Annotated in this window: 16 protein-coding genes; 8 read left to right on the forward strand and 8 right to left on the reverse strand. The window is 66.5% G+C overall.

Annotated features, from left to right (window positions below):
- The first annotated feature begins 16 nt into the window (after nucleotides 1-16).
- On the forward strand, nucleotides 17-796 hold the full coding sequence (locus tag KAQ61_RS13330) for a LytR/AlgR family response regulator transcription factor (protein WP_210929480.1): 780 nt from the start codon (nucleotides 17-19) through the stop codon (nucleotides 794-796).
- Between the two features lie 84 nt (nucleotides 797-880).
- On the opposite strand, the gene KAQ61_RS13335 is transcribed toward KAQ61_RS13330, so the two are convergent.
- From KAQ61_RS13335 to polA, 4 genes are all read right to left on the reverse strand, one after another.
- A complete protein-coding gene (locus tag KAQ61_RS13335; protein ID WP_042419270.1) occupies nucleotides 881-1,705 on the reverse strand; it encodes a ZIP family metal transporter in 825 nt (274 codons plus the stop codon).
- 170 nt (nucleotides 1,706-1,875) lie between these two features.
- Entirely contained in the window at nucleotides 1,876-2,184 is a 309-nt protein-coding gene (locus KAQ61_RS13340) for an AzlD domain-containing protein (RefSeq protein WP_210929481.1), read from the reverse strand.
- Nucleotides 2,181-2,876, reverse strand: coding sequence for an AzlC family ABC transporter permease (locus tag KAQ61_RS13345; RefSeq protein ID WP_210929482.1), 696 nt, complete (start codon nucleotides 2,874-2,876; stop codon nucleotides 2,181-2,183). The genes KAQ61_RS13340 and KAQ61_RS13345 overlap by 4 nt, the downstream gene beginning before the upstream one ends.
- 134 nt (nucleotides 2,877-3,010) lie before the next feature.
- Entirely contained in the window at nucleotides 3,011-5,806 is a 2,796-nt protein-coding gene (gene polA, locus KAQ61_RS13350) for a DNA polymerase I (protein WP_210929483.1), read from the reverse strand.
- Nucleotides 5,807-5,943: 137 nt separating this feature from the next.
- On the opposite strand from polA, the gene KAQ61_RS13355 reads away from it, so the two are divergent.
- The 3 genes from KAQ61_RS13355 to KAQ61_RS13365 all read left to right on the forward strand — a co-directional run bounded on the left by KAQ61_RS13355 (nucleotide 5,944) and on the right by KAQ61_RS13365 (nucleotide 8,272).
- Nucleotides 5,944-6,279: a hypothetical protein gene (locus KAQ61_RS13355; RefSeq protein WP_042419288.1), complete on the forward strand. Its 336-nt coding sequence runs from the start codon at nucleotides 5,944-5,946 to the stop codon at nucleotides 6,277-6,279.
- A gap of 72 nt (nucleotides 6,280-6,351) precedes the next feature.
- A complete protein-coding gene (locus KAQ61_RS13360) occupies nucleotides 6,352-7,323 on the forward strand; it encodes a homoserine kinase (protein WP_042419260.1) in 972 nt (323 codons plus the stop codon).
- 106 nt (nucleotides 7,324-7,429) lie between these two features.
- Nucleotides 7,430-8,272, forward strand: a complete 843-nt coding sequence (locus tag KAQ61_RS13365) for a BPSS1780 family membrane protein (RefSeq protein WP_210929484.1) — start codon at nucleotides 7,430-7,432, stop codon at nucleotides 8,270-8,272.
- Between the two features lie 62 nt (nucleotides 8,273-8,334).
- On the opposite strand, the gene KAQ61_RS13370 is transcribed toward KAQ61_RS13365, so the two are convergent.
- The 3 genes from KAQ61_RS13370 to KAQ61_RS13380 form a co-directional block, all read right to left on the reverse strand.
- Nucleotides 8,335-9,432: an NAD(P)-dependent alcohol dehydrogenase gene (locus tag KAQ61_RS13370; protein WP_210929485.1), complete on the reverse strand. Its 1,098-nt coding sequence runs from the start codon at nucleotides 9,430-9,432 to the stop codon at nucleotides 8,335-8,337.
- Between the two features lie 120 nt (nucleotides 9,433-9,552).
- Nucleotides 9,553-11,982: a UvrD-helicase domain-containing protein gene (locus KAQ61_RS13375; RefSeq protein WP_210929486.1), complete on the reverse strand. Its 2,430-nt coding sequence runs from the start codon at nucleotides 11,980-11,982 to the stop codon at nucleotides 9,553-9,555.
- Between the two features lie 88 nt (nucleotides 11,983-12,070).
- The gene (locus tag KAQ61_RS13380; protein WP_210929487.1) at nucleotides 12,071-12,973 is read right to left on the reverse strand and encodes a MurR/RpiR family transcriptional regulator; all 903 of its coding nucleotides are present in this window, start codon (nucleotides 12,971-12,973) and stop codon (nucleotides 12,071-12,073) included.
- 226 nt (nucleotides 12,974-13,199) lie between these two features.
- Between KAQ61_RS13380 and KAQ61_RS13385 the strand changes: the two genes are divergently transcribed.
- The 4 genes from KAQ61_RS13385 to KAQ61_RS13400 all read left to right on the forward strand — a co-directional run bounded on the left by KAQ61_RS13385 (nucleotide 13,200) and on the right by KAQ61_RS13400 (nucleotide 17,995).
- Nucleotides 13,200-14,384: a M20 family metallopeptidase gene (locus KAQ61_RS13385; RefSeq protein WP_210929488.1), complete on the forward strand. Its 1,185-nt coding sequence runs from the start codon at nucleotides 13,200-13,202 to the stop codon at nucleotides 14,382-14,384.
- A gap of 101 nt (nucleotides 14,385-14,485) precedes the next feature.
- Nucleotides 14,486-15,475 carry a Bug family tripartite tricarboxylate transporter substrate binding protein gene (locus KAQ61_RS13390; RefSeq protein WP_210929489.1) on the forward strand — a complete coding sequence of 330 codons (990 nt, stop codon included), beginning with the start codon at nucleotides 14,486-14,488 and terminating at the stop codon, nucleotides 15,473-15,475.
- Between the two features lie 265 nt (nucleotides 15,476-15,740).
- A complete protein-coding gene (locus KAQ61_RS13395) occupies nucleotides 15,741-16,718 on the forward strand; it encodes a GMP reductase (RefSeq protein ID WP_043381330.1) in 978 nt (325 codons plus the stop codon).
- Nucleotides 16,719-16,939: 221 nt separating this feature from the next.
- Complete coding sequence (locus KAQ61_RS13400) at nucleotides 16,940-17,995, forward strand: porin (protein WP_210929490.1); 1,056 nt, start codon at nucleotides 16,940-16,942, stop codon at nucleotides 17,993-17,995.
- Between the two features lie 274 nt (nucleotides 17,996-18,269).
- On the opposite strand, the gene KAQ61_RS13405 is transcribed toward KAQ61_RS13400, so the two are convergent.
- On the reverse strand, nucleotides 18,270-19,661 hold the full coding sequence (locus KAQ61_RS13405) for an aminotransferase-like domain-containing protein (RefSeq protein ID WP_210929491.1): 1,392 nt from the start codon (nucleotides 19,659-19,661) through the stop codon (nucleotides 18,270-18,272).
- Nucleotides 19,662-19,759 lie beyond the last annotated feature (98 nt).

Consider the following 19,759-nt stretch of genomic DNA (forward strand, 5'->3'; position numbering starts at 1 on the left):
CATCCGGAGATAAGAGATGCACATCCTCATCGTTGATGATGAACTGCTGGCCCGCAACCGGTTGCGGGTGCTGCTGAGTGAAAGCGAAGACCCCTCCGCGCCGTTCACCATTGAAGAAGCTGCCAACGTTGCCCAGGCGCTGGAGTTTGTGCACCGCAGCCCCTTGCCAGTGGACCTGGTGCTGCTCGACATCCAGATGCCCGGCCCCGACGGCATGGTGCTGGCGCAGACCCTGCGCAACCTGCCCAAGCCCCCGGCCATCGTCTTCGTCACGGCCCATTCCATGTACGCCGCCAGCGCCTTCGAGGTGGAGGCGATCGACTACCTGACCAAGCCGGTGCGCCTGGAGCGCCTGCAGCAGGCCATTGCCAAGCTGCGCCGCATCCGAGCCCTCGAAGGCACGCCCAGCAGCAGCGAATCTGCCCCGGCGCTGGTGATCCGTGACCGTGGCCGTGCCGAGCGCGTACCCCTGCACCAGGTCGTCTACCTCAAGGCCGAGCAGAAATACGTCACCGTGCGCACTGCCTCGCGCACCTACATCCTCGACAACTCCTTGAGCGAGCTGGAGCAGCGCTACCCCGGCCAGTTCCTGCGCCTGCACCGCAACGCCCTGGTCAACCCCAGCCAGATGCGGATGCTGGAGAAGCAGTACACCGACGAGGAAGGCGAATGCTGGGCCATGCGCCTGCACAGCGTACCCGAGATGCTGCAGGTGTCGCGCCGCCAGCTGTCGGCCGTGCGTTCCGTGCTGCAGGGCACGCGCCGCCCCGAGCACCAGCAGACGGAACCGGCATGAGCCAGTGAACACTACCGCCGCAAAAAAGGCACCGTACGGTGCCTTTTTTGTTGGGTGTGGGAAGTGCGCTGGTGTGCGCACGGCTCAGTGGCCGTGGCCGCCGTGCGCCAGCCCGCTGACCGCGGTGACCAACACGATGCCGGTCAGCAGCCAGGCCACCTGCACCAGCGACTCCCGGGCCGACAGGCGCTTTTGCAGCTGCGGGATCAGGTCGGACAGGGCCACATACACAAAGCTGCTGGAGGCCACCACCAGGAAGTAGGGTTGCCAGGTTTCCAGGTGGCCCAGCAGGAAGTAGCCGGTCAACCCGCCCAGCGCCGTGACCGCACCGGCCAGCGACACCTTGAACAGCGCCAGATTGCGGTGGGCGCTGTTGCGCAGCACCACCAGATCGCCGATGTGGTGCGGCACCTCGTGCGCCATCACCGACACGGCGGCAATCAGGCCCAGGCGGATGTCGGCGACAAAGGCCGAGGCAATCAGGATGCCATCGCCAAAGCAGTGCACGCTGTCGCCGGTCAGCAGCGACCAGCCGCTGCTCTTGGCATGGTGGTGGTGCCCCGTGTGCCCGGGGTGGGCGTGGGTGTGGTCATGCACATGGTGCTCATGCTCGTGGGCATGCTCATGGCCGTGGTGCCACAGCTCGGCCTTGGTTAGCAGGAAGAAGAACACCACGCCGATCAGCAGCGTCATGAACAGATCCTGGGCGCTGGCCTCGCTGTTGAAGGCTTCGGGCAGCAGGTGCATAAAGGCCGTGGCCAGCAAGGCCCCAGCGGCCAGGCTGAGCAGGCCTTGCTGCGCGCGGCTGCTGGCGCGCTGGCCGAAACCGGCTTGCAAAAGAAAGTTAGCCACCCAGACGCTGCCGATGCCGGAAGCCAGGGTGGCCACGATGATGGCGACCAATGTCATAACAACTGTTTTCTTTCAGGGCGGTGGCCCGAACTGCTTCGCATTTTCGCTAAAGACGCGGCGGCTTGCTGCGCCGCTGCGCGCTGACTGAGTCGTCAGCGGGGCTGCTTGCGCGCCCGCTTCAACCCCATGACGTTCCAGCGTACACAAGCTGTCAAGCCCCCCCGCTGTCAGCCCGCCAGCCAGCGCACCACGCCGGCGCTGACCGCCCCCAGCACCACCACCAGCAAAAAGGGCGCGCGCAACCACAGGGCCAGGGCGGCCACGCCCAGGGCGGCCAGCCGCGCATCCAGCACCAGCGCCTGGCCGTGCGAGAAGGTGTTCATCACCGTCAGGGCGGCCAGCAGGGCCACCGTCATGCAGGCCGCCACCTGGGTCATGCGCGGGTTGTGCAAGAAACGCGCCGGCACGGCATAGCCCAGCAGCTTGGTCAGCAGCGCGGCGGCGCTGGCCAGTACGATCCAGTGCCACAGGCTCATGCGGGCCTCCCATCCAGCTGCAGGCGCGCGCTGCGCCACCAGCCCCAGGCGGCACCGACCAGGGCCGCCAGCAAGATCGGCAGGCCCGGCGGCAGCAGGGGCACGGCCAGGGCCGTGACCACGCCGCACAGCACAGCCAGGGCCACGGGTTCGCGCTGCTGCAGGCGCGGCCACAGCAGGCCCAGGAAGGCGGCGACGGCCGCACCGTCCAACCCCCACTGGCGTGGGTCGCCCAGGGCATCGCCCAGCAGGGCCCCGCACAGGGTGAAGGCATTCCACAGCACGAACACGCCGACGCCGGCGGTCCAGAAGCCGCGCTGCTGCTCGGCCGCATCGATCTGGCCGGACGCGGTGGCGGCCGACTCGTCGATGGTCAGGTGGGCGGCCAGCCATTTGCGCCAGCCCCGGGGCTGCAGCAATCGGTTCATCTGCATGCCGTAGACGGCGTTGCGCACACCCAGCAAGGTGGCCGCGCCGACCGCGGCCGAGCCGGCGCCCCCGCCCGCGATCACGCCGATGAAGGCGAACTGCGAGCCGCCGGTGAACATCAGCGCACTCAGCGCCAGCGCCTGCCAGACATGCAGGCCCGCCGCCACGGCCAGGGCCCCGAACGAGATGCCATACAGCCCCGTCGCCACAGAAATCGACAGCCCCATGCGCACAGCGGGCGTCAGTGCAAAGCCAGTTGACACGGCATTCCTTGGATTGGTTTTCAGGAGCACTCAGCGCATGCATTTCAATCCTTTCAGCCACAAAAGTGGCTGGAAGGCCTAATTGGCATGCGCATGCCGCTCTCTTTTTAAAGGTATCGAGCGGGAGGTCCCGCTCAGTGCGCCTGCTCCCAGTTGGGGCCAAAGCCGATCTCGGCCAGCAACGGCACGGACAGATCGGCCACGCCGGCCATGAGGGCGGGGATTTCGGCCTGCACCCAGTCGCGCGCGGCCGCCGGCAGCTCGAACACCAGTTCGTCGTGCACCTGCATGATGACCTGCACCTCGGGGCGCTCAGCGTCCAGCCGGGCCTGCACGGCCACCATGGCCTTCTTGATCAGGTCGGCCGCCGTGCCCTGCATGGGCGCATTGATGGCGGCGCGCTCGGCCGCTTTCTTGCGCGGGCCGCTGCCGCCGTTGATCTCGGGCAGGTACAGGCGCCGGCCGAAGACGGTCTCCACATAGCCCTGGGCGTGGGCCAGCTCCACGGTCTGCTCCATGTAGCGCTTCACGCCAGGGTAGCGCTGGAAGTACTTGTCGATGTAGGCCGCCGCGGCCTTGGTCTCTATCCCTAAGTTCTTGGCCAGGCCAAAGCTGCTCATGCCGTAGATCAGGCCGAAGTTGATGACCTTGGCATAGCGGCGCTGTTCGCTGCTGACCTGGTCCACGGCCACGCCGAAGACTTCGGCCGCCGTGGCGCGGTGCACGTCCAGGCCATCGCGGAAGGCGCGCAGCAGGGCCTCGTCACCGCTCAGGTGGGCCATGATGCGCAGCTCGATCTGCGAGTAGTCGGCGCTGGCGATCAGCTTGCCCTCGGGCGCCACAAAGGCCTCGCGCACGCGCCGGCCTTCGGGCGTGCGCACGGGGATGTTCTGCAGGTTGGGGTCGTTGCTGGACAGGCGCCCGGTCACGGCCACGGCCTGGGCGTAGTGGGTGTGCACGCGGCCGGTGCGCGGCAGCGCCATCTGCGCCAGCTTGTCGGTGTAGGTGCCCTTGAGCTTGGACAGGCTGCGGTGCTCCAGCAGCTTGGCGGGCAGGGGGTAATCCTCGGCCAGCTTTTCCAGCACCTCCTCGTCGGTGCTGCGCGCGCCGGTGGCGGTCTTCTTGACCACCGGCAGGCCCAGCTTGTCGAAGAAGATTTCGCCCAGCTGCTTGGGGCTGGCCAGGTTGAAGGGCTGGCCGGCGATCTCGTAGGCCTCGTTTTCCAGCTGCAGGATTCGCGCGCCCAGGTCGTTGCTCTGGCGCGCCAGCGCCCCGGCGTCGATGCGCACGCCGTTGCGCTCGATGCGGAACAGCGCCTCGCTGGTCGCCATCTCCAGCTCGTAGATGTGGCGCAGCTTGGCATCGGCCTCCAGCTGCGGCCACAGCACGCCGTGCACGTCCAGCGTCTGGTCGGAATCTTCGCAGCTGTACGCCGCCGCCTTGTCCACGGACACCTGGGCAAACGGGATCTGGTTCTTGCCCTTGCCGCACAGGTCCTCGTAGCTGATGCCGGTGCGGTTCACATGGCGCAGCGCCAGGCTACCCAGGTTGTGCGGGCGGTGCACTTCCAGCACATAGGACTGCAGCATGGTGTCGTGGGCATAGCCGCGCACGGTGATGCCGTGGTTGGCAAACACATGCTGGTCGTACTTGACGTGCTGGCCCAGCTTTTTCTGGCGGGCGTCCTCCAGCCAGGGCTGGAGCTGCGCCAGCACCCAGTCCAGCGACAGTTGCTGGGGCACGTCCATGCCCTCGTGGCGCAGCGGGATGTAGGCCGCCTCGCCCACCTGCACGCTCAGGGAAATGCCGACGATCTGCGCCTGCATCTCGTCCAGCGAATCGGTTTCGGTGTCGATGGCCGTCAGCGCCGCGGCGTGGATCTTGGCCAGCCACAGCTGGAACTGTTCCTCGGTCAGGATGGTGGTGTAGACCACCTCGCGCTGCTGGGCGGCCACGGCCACCTCGGTGGCGGCCGCATCGTCGGCGTCGAACAGCCCGCCCTGGGCACTGGCAGGGGCGGCCTCCGGCGCTTCCGAAGCAGGAGCACCCAGCGCCCGTGCCAGGCCCTTGAAGCCATATTTCTCATAGAAAGGCCGCAGGCCCTCGGTGTCCGGCGCATCCAGGGTGATGTCGTCCAGCGCCGGCAGGCCCGGCACATGGGCGCTCAGGTCGCAGTCGGTCTTCATGGTCACCAGCTGGCGGCTCAGCGCCAGCTGGCCGCTGGCGATGGCATCGCGCAGGTTCTGGCCCGCCACACCCTTGATGGCATCGGCGTGGGCAATCAGGTTGTCCAGGGTGCCGTATTCCTCCAGCCACTTGGCGGCCGTCTTGGGGCCGACCTTGGTCACGCCGGGTACGTTGTCCACGGTGTCGCCGACCAGGGCCTGGTAGTCCACCATCAGCGACGGCGGCACACCGAACTCGGCCGTCACGCCGGCCACGTCGCGCTTCTTGCCGTTCATGGTGTCGATGATGGTCACGCGCTCGTTGACCAGCTGGCTCAGGTCCTTGTCGCCGCTGGAGACGATGACGTCAATGCCCTGCGCCGCCGCCAGCTGCGCCAGCGTGGCGATCACATCGTCGGCCTCCACGCCGGGCACGGTCAGCACCTTCCAGCCCAGCAGGTCCACCACCTCGTGGATGGGGGCGATCTGGCTGCGCAGATCGTCGGGCATGGGCGAGCGCGTGGCCTTGTACTGGTCGTACATGGCGTCGCGGAAGGTCGGGCCCGAGGCATCGAACACGCAGACGGCGTAATCGGCCGCCACATCCTTGCGCAGCGACTGCATCATGTTCACCATGCCGCGGATGGCCCCGGTGGCCGGGCTGCTGGGGTCCCCGGGCACGGCCCGCAGGTCGGGCATGGCATGGTAGGCGCGGTACAGATAGCTGGAGCCGTCGACCAGCACCAATGTCTTGGAATTGCTCATGGCGGGAATTGTGCCTGTCGCCAGGGCCGGCGGGAACGGGCATGGTCTTGCCCGGCACCAGGGCCTGCCCGCAGCTGTCCCCGGCGCCGGTGCGCAGGCTGCACATGCACCGGGGCAACAACGCCTACAATTTGGGCATGCGCGCCGCCACCCTCCTCCTCACCTCGCTCCTGACCGCCGCCCCCGTGCTGGCCCAGGCCAATGGCGAAAACTCGCCCCAACCGAATGCTCAATCACCCCAACAGCTGCAAAATGCAGAGCAAAAGGGTGACAAGGGCAACCAACGCATCGAACGCATCCGCGTCGAGGATGGTGGCAGCCGCGTGGATGAACTGCGCGTCGGCGGCGAAACCAAGAGCATTACCGTGCAACCCAAGGTGGGTAATCTGCCCGCCTACGAAGTCGACCCCAAGAACAACGAAGGCACCGACGGCACCAACGGCCGCCGGGTCTGGCGCGCCCTGCAGTTCTGAGCGGACCCCGCGTCCACTGCCCCACCACCGCCCATGGCGGCGGTGGGATGTTCCCTTTCTACATCCTGAGCGATGGCTGTTTTTACCGAAGTCTCTGACAAAGACGCGCGCGACCTGCTGCGCCGCGTTCCCCTGGGCCAATTGACCGAGTTGCGTGGCATTCAAGGCGGCATTGAAAATACCAACTACTTCCTGACGACCGATCAAGGAGAGTGGGTGCTGACTTTGTTCGAGCGCCTGACCGCCGAACAGCTGCCCTTCTACCTGCACCTGATGAAGCACCTGGCCCACAAGGGCATCCCGGTGCCCGACCCGCAGGCCGATGCCAAGAGCGGCGACATCCTGCACAAGGTCTGCGGCAAACCCGCCGCCATCGTGCAAAAGCTGCGCGGCAAGAGCCAGTTGCAGCCCCAGCCCGTGCACTGCGCCGCCGTGGGCGAAATGCTCGCCAAAATGCACCTGGCCGGCCGCGACTACGCGCGCGAGCAGCCCAACCTGCGCGGCCTGGCCTGGTGGAACCAGACCGTGCCCGTGGTCCTGCCTCACCTGGAGAGCGGCGCGGCCGAGCTGCTGCAGGCCGAACTGGCGTTCCAGAACCACACGGCGGCCTCCAGCGCCTACCGCGCCCTGCCACGCGGCCCGGTGCACGCCGACCTGTTCCGCGACAACGTGATGTTCGACGGCGAGCAGCTCACCGGCTTCTTCGACTTTTACTTCGCCGGCACCGACACCTTCCTGTTCGACCTGTGCGTGTGCCTGAACGACTGGTGCATCGACCATGCCAGCGGCGCCCACCGCGCCGACAACGCCCAGGCGATGCTGCAGGCCTACCAGGCCGTGCGCCCGCTGGAAGCGGCCGAGCGCCAGCTGTTCAACGCCATGCTGCGGGCCGGCGCGCTGCGCTTCTGGATCTCGCGCCTGTGGGATTTCTACCTGCCGCGCGAAGCCTCGATGCTGGTGCCGCACGACCCCACGCACTTCGAGCGCGTGCTGCGCCAGCGCGTGGCCTACCCCGTGGACCTGGGCAGCGCCGCCCCGCACTGAGCCCTGCACGATCAGCCCCACGGACTGCTGCGCCGCAGCCGTGGGGTACAGTTGTGCGCATGCTGGGCGCCCAGCCCGCAGCCGCACCTTCCTGCGCCCCACAGACATGAAACTCCACATCGTTCCCGCCAGCACCGGCCTGCAATGGGTCAAGCTTGGCATGCAAACCTTCTGGCGCCAGCCCATGGCACTGACAGCCCTGCTGTTCCTCAGCATGGCGGCCGTCTCCTTGCTGGGCATGCTGCCGGTGATCGGGTCCTACCTGGCGCTGATCCTGATGCCCACCGTGTTCCTGGTGATGATGCTGGGCGCCGCCGAGGCCTCGCAGGACCGCATCCCCCGCCCCAGCCTGATCCTGGCGCCGTTTCGCAGCGGCCCGTCGCGCATCCAGGCGCTAGCCATCCTGGGCCTGTTCTACATGCTGGGCATCCTGCTGATCGTCAGCCTGACCTCACTGTTCGACGACGGCAGCCTGGCGCGCCTGTCGCTGAGCAACGACCCCATCACCCCCGAAGTGGCGGAGGAGCTGGTGCAGCAACCGGGCTTCCAGATCGCGTTGTGGAGCGGCTTCGTGCTCTACAACCTGCTGGCCATGCTGATGTGGCACGCCCCGGCGCTGGTGCAGTGGCACGGCGTCTCGCCCGTCAAGGCGGTGTTCTTCAGCGTCGTGGCCTGCGTGCGCAACTTCCGCGCCTTCTTCATGTACGCCCTGGGCTGGCTGGGCCTGGCGATCGCTGCGGGCCTGGTCCTGTCGCTGGTGACGCTGGTGCTGTCGCTGCTGCTGGGCTCGGCCGTAGCCCTGGCGGCCAACATCCTGACCATCATGCTGGGCATGGGCCTGGTCACCATGTTCCTGACCTCGGCCGTGTTCACCTTCCGCGACTGCTTCTCGCCGCCCGACGGCGAGCGCAGCCTGCACGTGGACGATGTGACCTACGACTACAAGTAAGCCGGCAGAGCACGCATGAAAAAAGGGACGCCGAGGCGTCCCTTTTTTGCTGGCCGCCCTGCTCAGGGCTTGATGGCGATCTTCAGCACCCCGTCGCGCTGGTGCGAAAAAAGGTCGTAGGCCTCGACGATGTCATCCAGCTTGCGCTGGTGCGTGACCAGCACGCCCAGGTCCAAACGTTGGGCGGCAATCACGTTCATCAGGCGGCGCATGCGCTCCTTGCCGCCAGGGCACAGGGCCGTGCGGATGGTGTGGTCGCCCAGGCCCGCGGCAAACTGCGCCAGCGGGATGGACAGGTCTTCCGAGTACACGCCCAGGCTGGACAGCGTGCCACCGGGCTTGAGCACCTTCATGGCCTGGGCGAACGTGGTCTGTGTGCCCAGGGCCTCGATGGAGCTGTCCGCGCCTTTGCCGCCGGTGAGCTTCATCACCTCGTCCACGATGTCCACGTTGCGGAAGTTCAGTGTCACATCGGCGCCCATCTTCTTGGCGATGCCCAGGCGGTGGTCGTTGCCATCGACGGCGATGATGGTGGTCGCCCCCAGCAGGCGCGCGCCGGCCGTGGCGCACAGACCGATGGGGCCCTGTGCGAGCACCACCACGGTGTCGCCGATCTTGATGTTGGCGTTCTCCGCCCCCTTGAAGCCGGTGGACATGATGTCCGGACACATCAGCACCTGCTCGTCGGTCAGGCCGTCGGGGATGGACGCCAGGTTGGCCTGGGCGTCGGGCACCAGCACGTACTCGGCCTGGGTGCCGTCGATCAGGTTGCCAAAGCGCCAGCCGGCCGTGGCCTTGTAACCGTGGCAGCCGCACAGGCCGCGCGCCGCCAGGTAGCTGCCGTCCTGGCTGGGGTAGCCATCCTGGGCCGCATAGCTGTTGAAGTTGGGGCAGATGGCCCCGGCGATCACGCGCTGGCCCTCGGTGTAGCCCTGCACGGCACTGCCCAGCTTCTCGATCACGCCCACCGGCTCGTGGCCCACGGTCAGGCCCTGGGCCACCGGGTACTCCCCCTTGAGGATGTGCACGTCGGTGCCGCAGATGGTGGTGGTGGTGATGCGGACCAGCGCATCGTTGGGGCCCACGTCGGGGACGGGTTTATCGACAATCTCGATCCGGCCTTTGTCGATAAAGGCGGCGGCTTTCATCATGCGTGCCATGCTGTGCTCCTCATTCCAAATGAAAACACACTGCGCGGAGGGCAAGGCTTCCGCACAACCCACACCCCAACTGTCCAAGGTGAAGCTGGGTTATGCCATGACTTGCATCAAGACTCGGGCCTAATCCACCACAGTCAGCTTGGCAATCGCCAGCGCCAACCACTTGGTGCCATGGCGCGGGAAGTTGATCTGCGCACGCGCATCGTCGCCCGTGCCTTCCACCGCCAGCACCTTGCCCTCGCCAAACTTGGTGTGGAACACCGTCTTACCCTTGACGATGCCGTGGCCCGGCACCGCTTTTTGCACCGGCACCGGCGGGCTGGCAAAGATTTCCGGCCCCTTGGGCGTATAAGTGCCAAATTGGCCTCTGACGCCCGACTGCCAAGCGCTACCAGCTGCGTTTTTGGGAGCAAAACTGCCAAAACCGCCCTTGGCGCTGAGCCATTTGAGCGAGGCCTCGGGCAGCTCGTCGATGAAGCGGCTGGGCAGGTTGAAGGTGGTGCGCCCGTGCAGCATGCGGCTTTGCGAGTGGCTCAGGTACAGGCGCTTGCGCGCGCGAGTGATGGCCACGTACATCAGGCGGCGCTCCTCCTCCAGGCCGCCGCGGTCGCTCATGGCGTTCTCGTGGGGGAACAGGCCCTCTTCCAGCCCGCCGATGAAGACCACGTCGAACTCCAGGCCCTTGCTGGCGTGCACCGTCATCAGCTGCACCGCGTCCTGGCCGGCCTGGGCCTGGTTGTCCCCGGCCTCCAGGGCGGCGTGCACCAGAAAGGCCTGCAGCGGCGACAGGGTCTCGCCCGTCTCCACGTCGGTGCCCCCCAGCGGCAGGTCCAGCAGCGGCCGCGCCGTGTCCACGCCCTGGCTGGCCAGGCTCTGCGTCAGCGGCGCCCCGGTTTCGTCGACGGGCAGGGCCACCGCATCCTTGCCAAAGCCTTCCTGGGTCACAAAGCTCTCGGCCGCGTTCACCAGTTCCTTCAAGTTCTCGATGCGGTCCTGGCCTTCCTTGTCGCTCAGGTAGAAGTCCACCAGGCCGCTGACCTCCAGCATGCGCTCGATGGTCTGGCGCAGCGTCTTGCCCTGGGTCTCCTCGCGCAGCACGTCGATCTTGGCAACAAAACCCTGCAGCTTGGTGCCCGCAGCCCCGCCCACGGCGGTGACCGCATCGGACAGCGAGCAGCCCGCGGCGCGCGCGGTTTCCTGCAGCGTTTCCACGCTGCGCGCGCCGATGCCGCGCGCCGGGAAGTTCACCACGCGCATGAAGCTGGTGTCGTCGTGCGGGTTCTCGATCAGGCGCAGGTAGGCCAGGGCGTGCTTCACCTCGGCCCGCTCGAAGAAGCGCATGCCGCCGTACACACGGTAGGGAATGCCGGCATTGAACAGCTTGCTTTCGATCACCCGGCTTTGCGCATTGCTGCGGTACAGCACGGCGATCTCCTGGCGGCTGTAGCCGTCGTTGCGCACCAGGTCCTTGATCTCGCCCACCATCCAGCTGGCCTCGTCCAGGTCGGTCGGGGCTTCCAGCACGCGCACCGGCTCGCCGGCACCCTGGTCGGTGCGCAGGTTCTTGCCCAGGCGCTGGCTGTTGTGCTCGATCAGCGCGTTCGCGCTGTCCAGGATGTGGCCATAGCTGCGGTAGTTCTGCTCCAGCTTGATCTGGTGCTGCACATCGAACTCGCGCACGAAGTCGCTCATATTGCCCACGCGCGCCCCGCGGAAGGCATAGATGCTCTGGTCGTCATCACCCACAGCCAGCACGCTGCTGGTGGACTGCATGTGGCCGTTCACCACTTCCCCCGCCAGCTGCTTGAGCCAGGCGTACTGCAGCTTGTTGGTGTCCTGGAACTCATCGACCAGGATGAAGCGGAAGCGCCGCTGGTAGTGCGCGCGCAGTGCCGCGTCATCACGCAGCATCTCGAAGCTGCGCAGCATCAGCTCACCGAAATCGACCACGCCTTCGCGCTGGCACTGGTCCTCGTACAGCTGGTACAGCTCCACCTTCTTCTTGGTGTCCGGGTCCTGTGTGGGCACGTCGCGGGGGCGCATGCCCTCTTCCTTGCAGCCGGCGATGAACCAGCCCAGCTGCTTGGGCGGAAAGCGCTCCTCGTCCACGTTGTACTGCTTGCACAGGCGCTTGATGGCCGACAGCTGGTCCTGCGTGTCCAGGATCTGGAAGGTGGCGGGCAGGCCGGCCGCCACATGGTGGGCGCGCAGCAGGCGGTTGCACAGGCCATGGAAGGTGCCAATCCACATGCCACGCACGTTGTAGGGCAGCATGGCCGACAGGCGCGCCGACATCTCCTTGGCGGCCTTGTTGGTGAAGGTCACGGCCAGGATGCCGCCGGGCGAGACCTGGCCGGTCTGCAGCAGCCAGGCAATGCGCGTGGTCAGCACGCGGGTCTTGCCCGAGCCCGCCCCCGCCAGCACCAGCGCGTGGCCAGCCGGCAGCGTTACCGCCGCCAGCTGCTCGGCATTGAGGCCCTGCAACAGGGGCGAATTCTGGGAAGGCGGGGTGCCGGGCGCGGCAGCATCGAGCAGGTCTAGCGGAAACATGCCTCCATTCTAAAAAACCAGGGCCCGCCAGCGGCCTGCAGGTGCTTTGCGTGCCGCGAAACCACGGCTTTCCAAGCCGGCTCGGGGGTCACTTGCCCTTGGAACGCGCGGAACGGCGCGGCGATGGGCCTGCCGCAGCGCCCGCTTGTGCCTGCATCTTCGCCCACAGACTGTCGCGCTTTTGCAGCGATTGCGACACGTCGTCCTTGAGCTGCTGGGCCACGGCCGAAACCAGGGCATTGCACAGAGCAAACGTTGCGGTGTACGAATCGAAAGGCGAGGCATTGTGGGTGGACACCAGCAGGCTGTGCTGGGCATGGCGCACCAACGGGGCGGCCATGCTGTCGCAAATCCCCAACACCGTGGCCCCGCACTCCCGAAAATACCGGGCTGCCTGCAGCGTGCCCTGGGCATAGCGACGGATCGAATAGGCAATCAGCACATCCTCCGGTGCCACCCACAGCAGGCGGTCCACCGGAAATGGGGCACGGCTGCCGAGGTCGGCCACCTCAGGGCGGCAGATGTTCAGGTGCGTGGTCAGGTACATAGCCACCGGCGAACTGTTTTCGCCAGCGACCACATAAATCCGGCCCTGGCACTGGCAGATGGCCTGCACCATGGCCTGGAAGGCCGCCATGTCCAGCTGCTGGAACGTGGCCTGCACGTTGTGCAAATCGTGCAGCACGGTGTCGTCCACACACTCGGACAGGCTGCGTTCACCACCAATCGTGAAGTTGCTGCGCTGCGAGGGATTGGGCAGCGCCGCCGTCAGCTGGGTGCGTGCTTCCCGCCGCACCTCGGCCATGCTGGGATAGCCCAATTTGGCAAAGAAGCGCACCACCGTCGGCGCGCTGGTGCCGGCCGCAGCCGCCATCACGCTGGCCGGGTCAAGCAAGCCTTCGGGGTAGCGTTGGCGCAGCGAGGCGGCCAGGTTGCGCTCACTCGCGGTGAGGGCCTCGGCATACAGATCAATACGTTGCGGCAAAAACATAAGCAGCGGACACAGGTCAAAGGAAAGAGGTCGTGTGCACACCGCCAGGCAGTGGCATGCATCCGGGGCGATGGTCCTGCATGGCACGCCGCCAGGCAAGCCCGAACTGACCGGTCCATGCCCATGCTTCACCGGCTTGCAATTCCTGACGACTTATCGGAATAATGATTTTTCAATTTCACATAATTTTTATGATTATTGAAATTTTCATTTCATAAGCACTGCCATGCCCCTCTCAACCGCGCCCTCTTCCCCTCCTTCCCCCGACGCCACAGCGGCCGCGCTGCAATGGCTGGCCGAACAGGCCAGCGCCATGCAGGAACTGCTGCAGCAAGTGGTGGACACCGACAGCGGCAGCGGCGATGTTGAAGGCGTACAGCGCGTGGCCGCATTGCTGCGCGCACGCCTGGAGGCCGCCGGCATTGCCGTCCAGACCCTGCCGGAGCCAGGCTGGGGCGAATGCCTGCTGGCCCGTGTCCCCGGCCACAACCCCGCAGCCACAGGCCATCTGCAGTTGATGGGGCACATGGACACGGTCTTCCCGCGTGGCACGGCGGCGCAACGCCCGTTCCGTGTCGAAGCCGGCCGGGCCTACGGCCCCGGCGTGGCCGACATGAAGTCCGGCTTGGTGATGAACGTGTTTGTGCTGGAGGCCCTGGCGCGCTTCGGGGGCAACGCGTCCCCGGTGCAGCTGTTCTTTTCCTGCGATGAAGAAGTCGGCTCTCCCGCCTGCCGCGGGCGCATCCGCGAAATCTCGCAGGGTGCACGCGCCGTGCTCAATGCCGAACCCGGCCGCATCAGTGGCAATGTCGTCAACGAGCGCAAGGGCTCGTACCGCATCGACTTTGAAGTCCAGGGCGTGGCCGCCCATGCCGGGGTCAATCCGCAGCAGGGCGCCAGCGCGATTGCCGCCTTGGCGCACAAGGTGCTTGCACTGCATGCGCTGACCGAGGCCCAGCCGGGCCTGCATCTGAATGTCGGCTTCATCGAAGGGGGCATGGCCTCGAACGTGGTGGCACCGCTGGCCAAGGCCCACCTGGACATCCGCTACACCGCTGAAAACAATCTGGAGCATGCACTGGACCAGGTGCGGGCCGTCATTGAAGCCGAGCACCTGCCACGCACCCAAGGCCGCATCACCGCCATGACCGGCACCCTGCCGATGGCGCGCACCCCCGATGCCCTGCTGCAGGCCTACCGCCGCAGCGCGGCCCAGGTGGGCTTCGAGGTCGATGGTGAATTCACCGGGGGCGCGGCCGACAGCGGCATCACCTCCTCCATGGGCATCCCCTCGCTGTGCGCCGTGGGCCCGGTCGGTGGCTACCCCCACAGCGAGCGCGAATTCTGCGACCTGGCCACCTTCGTGCCGCGCGCCCAGGCGCTGCTGCTGACGCTGCAGGCACTGGGTTGATCCCTTGCTCCTTGCATCCCGTTCAGTGGCAGGCCCCTGTGCCGGCCGCTGAACCTGTTTAACCTTTGCCGGATTTCCGCATGCCTTCCTCCCACCACCCCATGACCACCCTCTCCCGCCGCCGCCTCCTGGGCACTGGCCTGGCCCTGGCCGGCAGCGCCGCACTGCCAGCCCTGGCGCAGAGCGATAAATACCCCAGCCGGCCGATCACACTGGTCGTGCCATTCCCACCCGGCGGCTCGGTGGACGTGATGGCGCGCATGTACAGCGACGCGCTGTCCCGCATCCTGGGCGTCCCCATGGTGATTGAGAACAAGCCGGGGGCCGGCGGCTCCATCGGCACGCAATACGTGGCACGTGCCAAGCCCGATGGCTACACGCTGGTCGTGTCCTCGCAGAGCAGCCACCTGGCCAACCCCTTGGTGCAGCCCAACCTGGGCTACGACCCCATCAAGGACTTTGCCAACCTGGCCATGCTCGGCCGCCAGCCCAACGTCGTTGTCGTCCACCCCAGCCTGCCAGTGAAGAACATGCAGGAATTTGTGGCCTACCTCAAGGCGCGTCCGGGTCAGGTGAACTTCTGCAGCGCCGGTGCCGGCAGCATGGGCCAGCTCAATGCCGAGGCCATGCTGATGCAGTACGGCGTCCAGGCCATGCACATTCCCTACAAGGGTGGCTCGCCACTGATCACCGCCGTGCTGGCCAACGAAGTGCAGTTTGCGTTCGACAACCTGGTGATCTTCCTGGAACACATCAAGGCCGGCAAGCTACGCGCACTCGCCGTGGCCGCGCCCGAGCGCCTGGCCCAGCTGCCCGATGTGCCCACCTTCGGCGAGCTGAACCAGCCCATGCTCAACCAGACGTCCTGGACCGGCATCGCCGCCCCGCAGAACGTGCCCGCGGACATCCAGGACATTCTGTTCAAGGCCATCCGCCAGGCCGCGACCGAGCCGGCCATGGTCAAGCAGTTGAATGACCGGGCCGTGATCGTCCCCGAAGACATGAAGCCCGCCGCCTTCGAGAAGATGATGGCCGACCGCCTGGTGGGCTACGGCGAAGTGGTACGCCGCGCCAAGATCAAGCCGGAGTAAGCGCATGGAGCGTGCCGGCAGCCCCTGCTGAGCGCTGGCGGCACGCGCCACATTCGGTTTCCCATATACCCCCCATGCATTTCGGGGCAAGCAGCCAACCCGTGCGCCGGGTAGAATCAATCACCGGGCCCAAGTTTTTTGAGGTCCGGTTTTTTTTGCCCGCTGTCTGCCAGCGCCGCACCAAACCGGTCTCCAAGCCAAGCGCCTACCCTCGAAAATTGAGGTGGGTGAGATTCCCACCGTGACCTTTCCGGAGCTTGGAACCATGGAAATCTTCGACTACGACAACATCCTGCTGCTGCCCCGCAAATGCCGCGTGGAAAGCCGCTCGGAATGCGACGCCAGCGTGGAGCTGGGGGGCCGCACCTTCCGCCTGCCCGTCGTGCCCGCCAACATGAAGACCGTGCTGGACGAGAAGATCTGCAAATTCCTGGCGCAGCACGGCTACTTCTACGTGATGCACCGCTTTGACATCGACAACGTGGCCTTCACCAAGGCCATGCAGTCGCAGGGCCTGTACGCCTCGATCTCGCTGGGCGTCAAGCCTGCGGACTACGCCACCGTGGACCGCTTCGTCGCCGACGACATCTGCCCCGAGTACATCACCATCGACATCGCCCACGGCCATGCCGACAGCGTGAAGAACATGATCCAGTACCTGAAGGCCAAGATTCCCGACGCCTTCGTGATCGCCGGCAACGTGGCCACGCCCGAAGCCGTGATCGACCTGGAAGCCTGGGGCGCCGACGCCACCAAGGTGGGTGTGGGCCCCGGCAAGGTGTGCATCACCAAGCTCAAGACCGGTTTTGGCACGGGCGGTTGGCAGTTGTCAGCGCTGAAGTGGTGTGCCCGCGTGGCCACCAAGCCCATCATTGCCGACGGCGGCATCCGCAGCCACGGCGACATCGCCAAGAGCATCCGTTTCGGCGCCACCATGGTGATGATCGGTTCGCTGTTTGCCGGCCACGAGGAGTCGCCCGGCAAGACCGTGGAAGTCGATGGCGAGCTGTTCAAGGAGTACTACGGCTCGGCCTCGGACTTCAACAAGGGCGAGTACAAGCACGTCGAAGGCAAGCGCATTCTCGAACCTATCAAAGGCCCTCTGAAGAACACGCTGATCGAGATGGAGCAGGACGTGCAGTCCTCGATCAGCTACGCCGGTGGCACCAAGCTGATGGACATCCGCAAGGTCAACTACGTGATCCTGGGCGGTGACAACGCCGGCGAACACCTGCTGATGTAAGCCTGCGCGAGCACGCACCCTCCCCCCGAAAAGCTGCCCCTCCGGCAGCTTTTTTCATGCCCGCACGCCCACGGTCCCCTCGTTGTGCGTCGCCACAGGCCGATGGCCATGGCCAGGTAAACGGTGTGCAAACGTCTGCAACACTTTGATGAATCCACGAACTTCCGCACGACAGCGAGCACCAACCCCGTGCAAGTCAATTTCTCGATAGGAGTTCCTGAATGAAGAAGAAAATCATGGCCACCCTGCCCCTGCTGGCGGCGGCTGTCACCGGCTCGGCCTTTGCACAATCCTCCGTCACACTGTTCGGTAACGTGGATGCCGCGGCCACGGTGGTCGATGGCCACAACACTTGGTCGGGCCTGAACTCTGGCGGCAACAAGGACAGTTACTTCGGCCTGCGCGGCGTCGAGGACCTGGGCGGCGGCCTGAAGGCCCAGTTCTGGCTGGAATCGGGCATTAATGCCGACACCGGCACGGGTGACTCCGGCAGTGGCGTGGACTTCAAGCGTCGCGCCACCGTCGGCCTGATGGGCAACTTCGGTGAAGTGAACCTGGGCCGCGATGAAACAGCTGCCTATAAGACCATGAAGCGCTACGACGTCTTCAACCACGCCGGCATCGGCGGCTCGCAGGCCTGGGGCATCGGCAACAACGACGACAAGCGCAAGGACAACCTGATCGGGTATGTCTCACCCAGCTTCGGCGGTGTGACCTTCTCGGCCAACTACGCGTTCGGCGAAACCAACCAGAGCACCTGGAAGACCAAGGCCTACTACGACGCAGCCGTGTCGTACGACCAGGGCCCCTGGTCCGCCAGCCTGGCGGCCGAGCAGCAGAACAACGTCGACTTCGGCGGTGCCGACATCCGCCAGCGCGCCTACGCCGTGGGCACCGGCTATGACTTCGGCAGCTTCAAGCTGCTGGGCGCGTACCGCCAGGCGCGCAACACACCCGAAGGCCAATCCACCGTGAAGAGCGAGACCTACACCCTGGGCGCCTCGGCACCCGTGGGTGCGGCCGGCGTGGTCAAGGCGGCGTACAACCATTACCAGTACCAGCCCGTGGGCGTGGCCACCAAACTCAAGGCCGACCAGCTGTCCCTGGGCTATGAGCACAACCTGTCCAAGCGCACCGCGGTCTACGGCACCTACGCGTTCCTGAAGAACAAGGACTACGACGCGGCCGTGGGCGGCATGAGCCTGGAGCCCGCCGCCCTGCTGAGCGACAGCGGCAAGCAGCAAGGCCTGCAAGTGGGCGTGCGCCACACCTTCTAAGGAGGGACCACCTGGTGGCGCAAGCGGCCTTGCGGGGCACCTTGTCGCTACTCCAACCATAGCTTCTGGCGCAGGATACACCTGCGCTGGAGGCTATTTTTGTTTGTAATGGGCTGGTGTACGGCTGGCGTCTGGCGGTCGGGAGTGCACAGCGCCATCACCATACCCTCTGCCCCCCACGCGGCGGGCCAGACGTTGCCCGACGCCGCCAGCCACCGCCGGCTTCGGCGCACAGCAGCGCCCACACAGCCGGCCGCATATGGGGTCGGGCCCGCTACACCACCGCAGGGCTGAAGGGCTCGGGCCGGCGTGCCAGCAGGTGCGACAGCCGCTGCAGACCGGCCTTCAGCCGGCCCCGGTCCTGGGTGCTGCCCAGAGAGATGCGGATGGCATTCACGGAGGCGTGGCCGGGGTCACCGGTGGCAAAGGATTCCGCGGGTGTGACGGCGATGCCCTCGCGCCCGGCCGCCTGCGCCAGCTGCGCGGAGCTCCAGTAGCCCGGCAACTCCAGCCAGACATGCAGGCCGTCGCCCGCGCCGCTGTAGCGCCCCGCCAGCACGTCCCTGGCCATGCGGTGGCGCAGGCGCGCCTCCTGGCGCACCCCCACCATCAAGCCCTGCGCTGAACCGTCCAGGATCCACTGCGTGGCCAGGGCGGCCGTCAACGGCGCGACCATCAGCGCAAACGACCGGAGCGCAACCAGAAAGCGCTCGCGCTCCTGCGGGTCGTGGATGCGCACGAAGGCGACCCGCAGGCCGGGGGTCAGGCACTTCGACAGGGTGGAGATGTAGATCACCTGCGCCGGGGCCCAGGTGGCAATCGGCGGCGGCGGGGCCTCGGCCAGCAGCCAGTAGGGGTCGTCTTCGACGATGCGCACCTGGCAGCGCTGGGCAATGCGGGCGATCTCCTGGCGCCGGGGCTCCGGCATGGTGATGGCCGTCGGGTTCTGCAAGGTCGGGTTGAGGTAGACCAGCTTGGGCTGGTGCGCGCGGCAGGCTTGCTCCAGCGACTGCGGCAGCATGCCATGGTGGTCCGCATCCACCGCCACGATGCGCCGCCCGAACTGGGTGGCGGCGGTGCGCAGACCGGGGTAGCTGGCGGGCTCGGCCAGGATCACATCGCCAGGCTCGGTCAGCGCCAGGATCAGGGCCGCGATCGCTGCTTGCGCCCCCGGGCAGACCAGCACCTGCGCAGCCTCCAGCGGGCCAAACATCGGCGCCAGCCAGTGCGCACCCGCCTGACGGTCGGCGTCGCTGCCCCCACCCAGGTGGTAGGTCATCAGCAGTGGCGCATCGGCCCGCATCAGCACCTGGGCCAGCCCTTGCCGGAGCAGGTCGCCGAAGTCCACGCCATCGGGCGGTGGCGGGGTATTCATGCTCAGGTCCAGGATGGGCGCCAGTTCGACCTTGGGCGCTGCCACGTAGGTGCCGCGGGCACCGCGCCCCTCCAGCAGGTGGCGGCGCCGGGCTTCGTCGTAGGCGCGCGTGACCGTCGTCAGGTCCACGCCCAGCTGTGCGGCCAGGTGGCGCTGTGGTGGCAGGCGGTCACCGGGTTGCAGGGCGCCGCCCGCCACCGCCGCCTGCAGCGCATCGGCGATCTGCAGAAAACGTGGGCCGCCCTGCCGGGCCAATTGCGGCAACCAAGGGGGGGAAGGGTCCTCTTGCATGGTTTTCAACGCCGAGATGCGCGCGCGATGTATGGAAATTGCTTTTCAGTAGAGTATGTTCCAGAGCCGGTAGCAACACGGTCTTTGCAGGGATGTCG

It is taken from the genome of Comamonas aquatica (assembly GCF_018064205.1).
Classification (GTDB): Bacteria; Pseudomonadota; Gammaproteobacteria; order Burkholderiales; family Burkholderiaceae_C; genus Comamonas; species Comamonas aquatica.

Bases quoted from the DNA above. Each gene is read 5' to 3' on its own strand.
- KAQ61_RS13330 (WP_210929480.1), top strand. From the start codon at position 17: ATGCACATCCTCATCGTTGATGATGAACTGCTGGCCCGCAACCGGTTG.
- KAQ61_RS13335 (WP_042419270.1), bottom strand. From the start codon at position 1,705: ATGACATTGGTCGCCATCATCGTGGCCACCCTGGCTTCCGGCATCGGC.
- KAQ61_RS13340 (WP_210929481.1), bottom strand. From the start codon at position 2,184: ATGAGCCTGTGGCACTGGATCGTACTGGCCAGCGCCGCCGCGCTGCTG.
- polA (WP_210929483.1), bottom strand. From the start codon at position 5,806: ATGAGCAATTCCAAGACATTGGTGCTGGTCGACGGCTCCAGCTATCTG.
- KAQ61_RS13355 (WP_042419288.1), top strand. From the start codon at position 5,944: ATGCGCGCCGCCACCCTCCTCCTCACCTCGCTCCTGACCGCCGCCCCC.
- KAQ61_RS13360 (WP_042419260.1), top strand. From the start codon at position 6,352: ATGGCTGTTTTTACCGAAGTCTCTGACAAAGACGCGCGCGACCTGCTG.
- KAQ61_RS13365 (WP_210929484.1), top strand. From the start codon at position 7,430: ATGAAACTCCACATCGTTCCCGCCAGCACCGGCCTGCAATGGGTCAAG.
- KAQ61_RS13370 (WP_210929485.1), bottom strand. From the start codon at position 9,432: ATGGCACGCATGATGAAAGCCGCCGCCTTTATCGACAAAGGCCGGATC.
- KAQ61_RS13375 (WP_210929486.1), bottom strand. From the start codon at position 11,982: ATGTTTCCGCTAGACCTGCTCGATGCTGCCGCGCCCGGCACCCCGCCT.
- KAQ61_RS13380 (WP_210929487.1), bottom strand. From the start codon at position 12,973: ATGTTTTTGCCGCAACGTATTGATCTGTATGCCGAGGCCCTCACCGCG.
- KAQ61_RS13385 (WP_210929488.1), top strand. From the start codon at position 13,200: ATGCCCCTCTCAACCGCGCCCTCTTCCCCTCCTTCCCCCGACGCCACA.
- KAQ61_RS13390 (WP_210929489.1), top strand. From the start codon at position 14,486: ATGACCACCCTCTCCCGCCGCCGCCTCCTGGGCACTGGCCTGGCCCTG.
- KAQ61_RS13395 (WP_043381330.1), top strand. From the start codon at position 15,741: ATGGAAATCTTCGACTACGACAACATCCTGCTGCTGCCCCGCAAATGC.
- KAQ61_RS13400 (WP_210929490.1), top strand. From the start codon at position 16,940: ATGAAGAAGAAAATCATGGCCACCCTGCCCCTGCTGGCGGCGGCTGTC.
- KAQ61_RS13405 (WP_210929491.1), bottom strand. From the start codon at position 19,661: ATGCAAGAGGACCCTTCCCCCCCTTGGTTGCCGCAATTGGCCCGGCAG.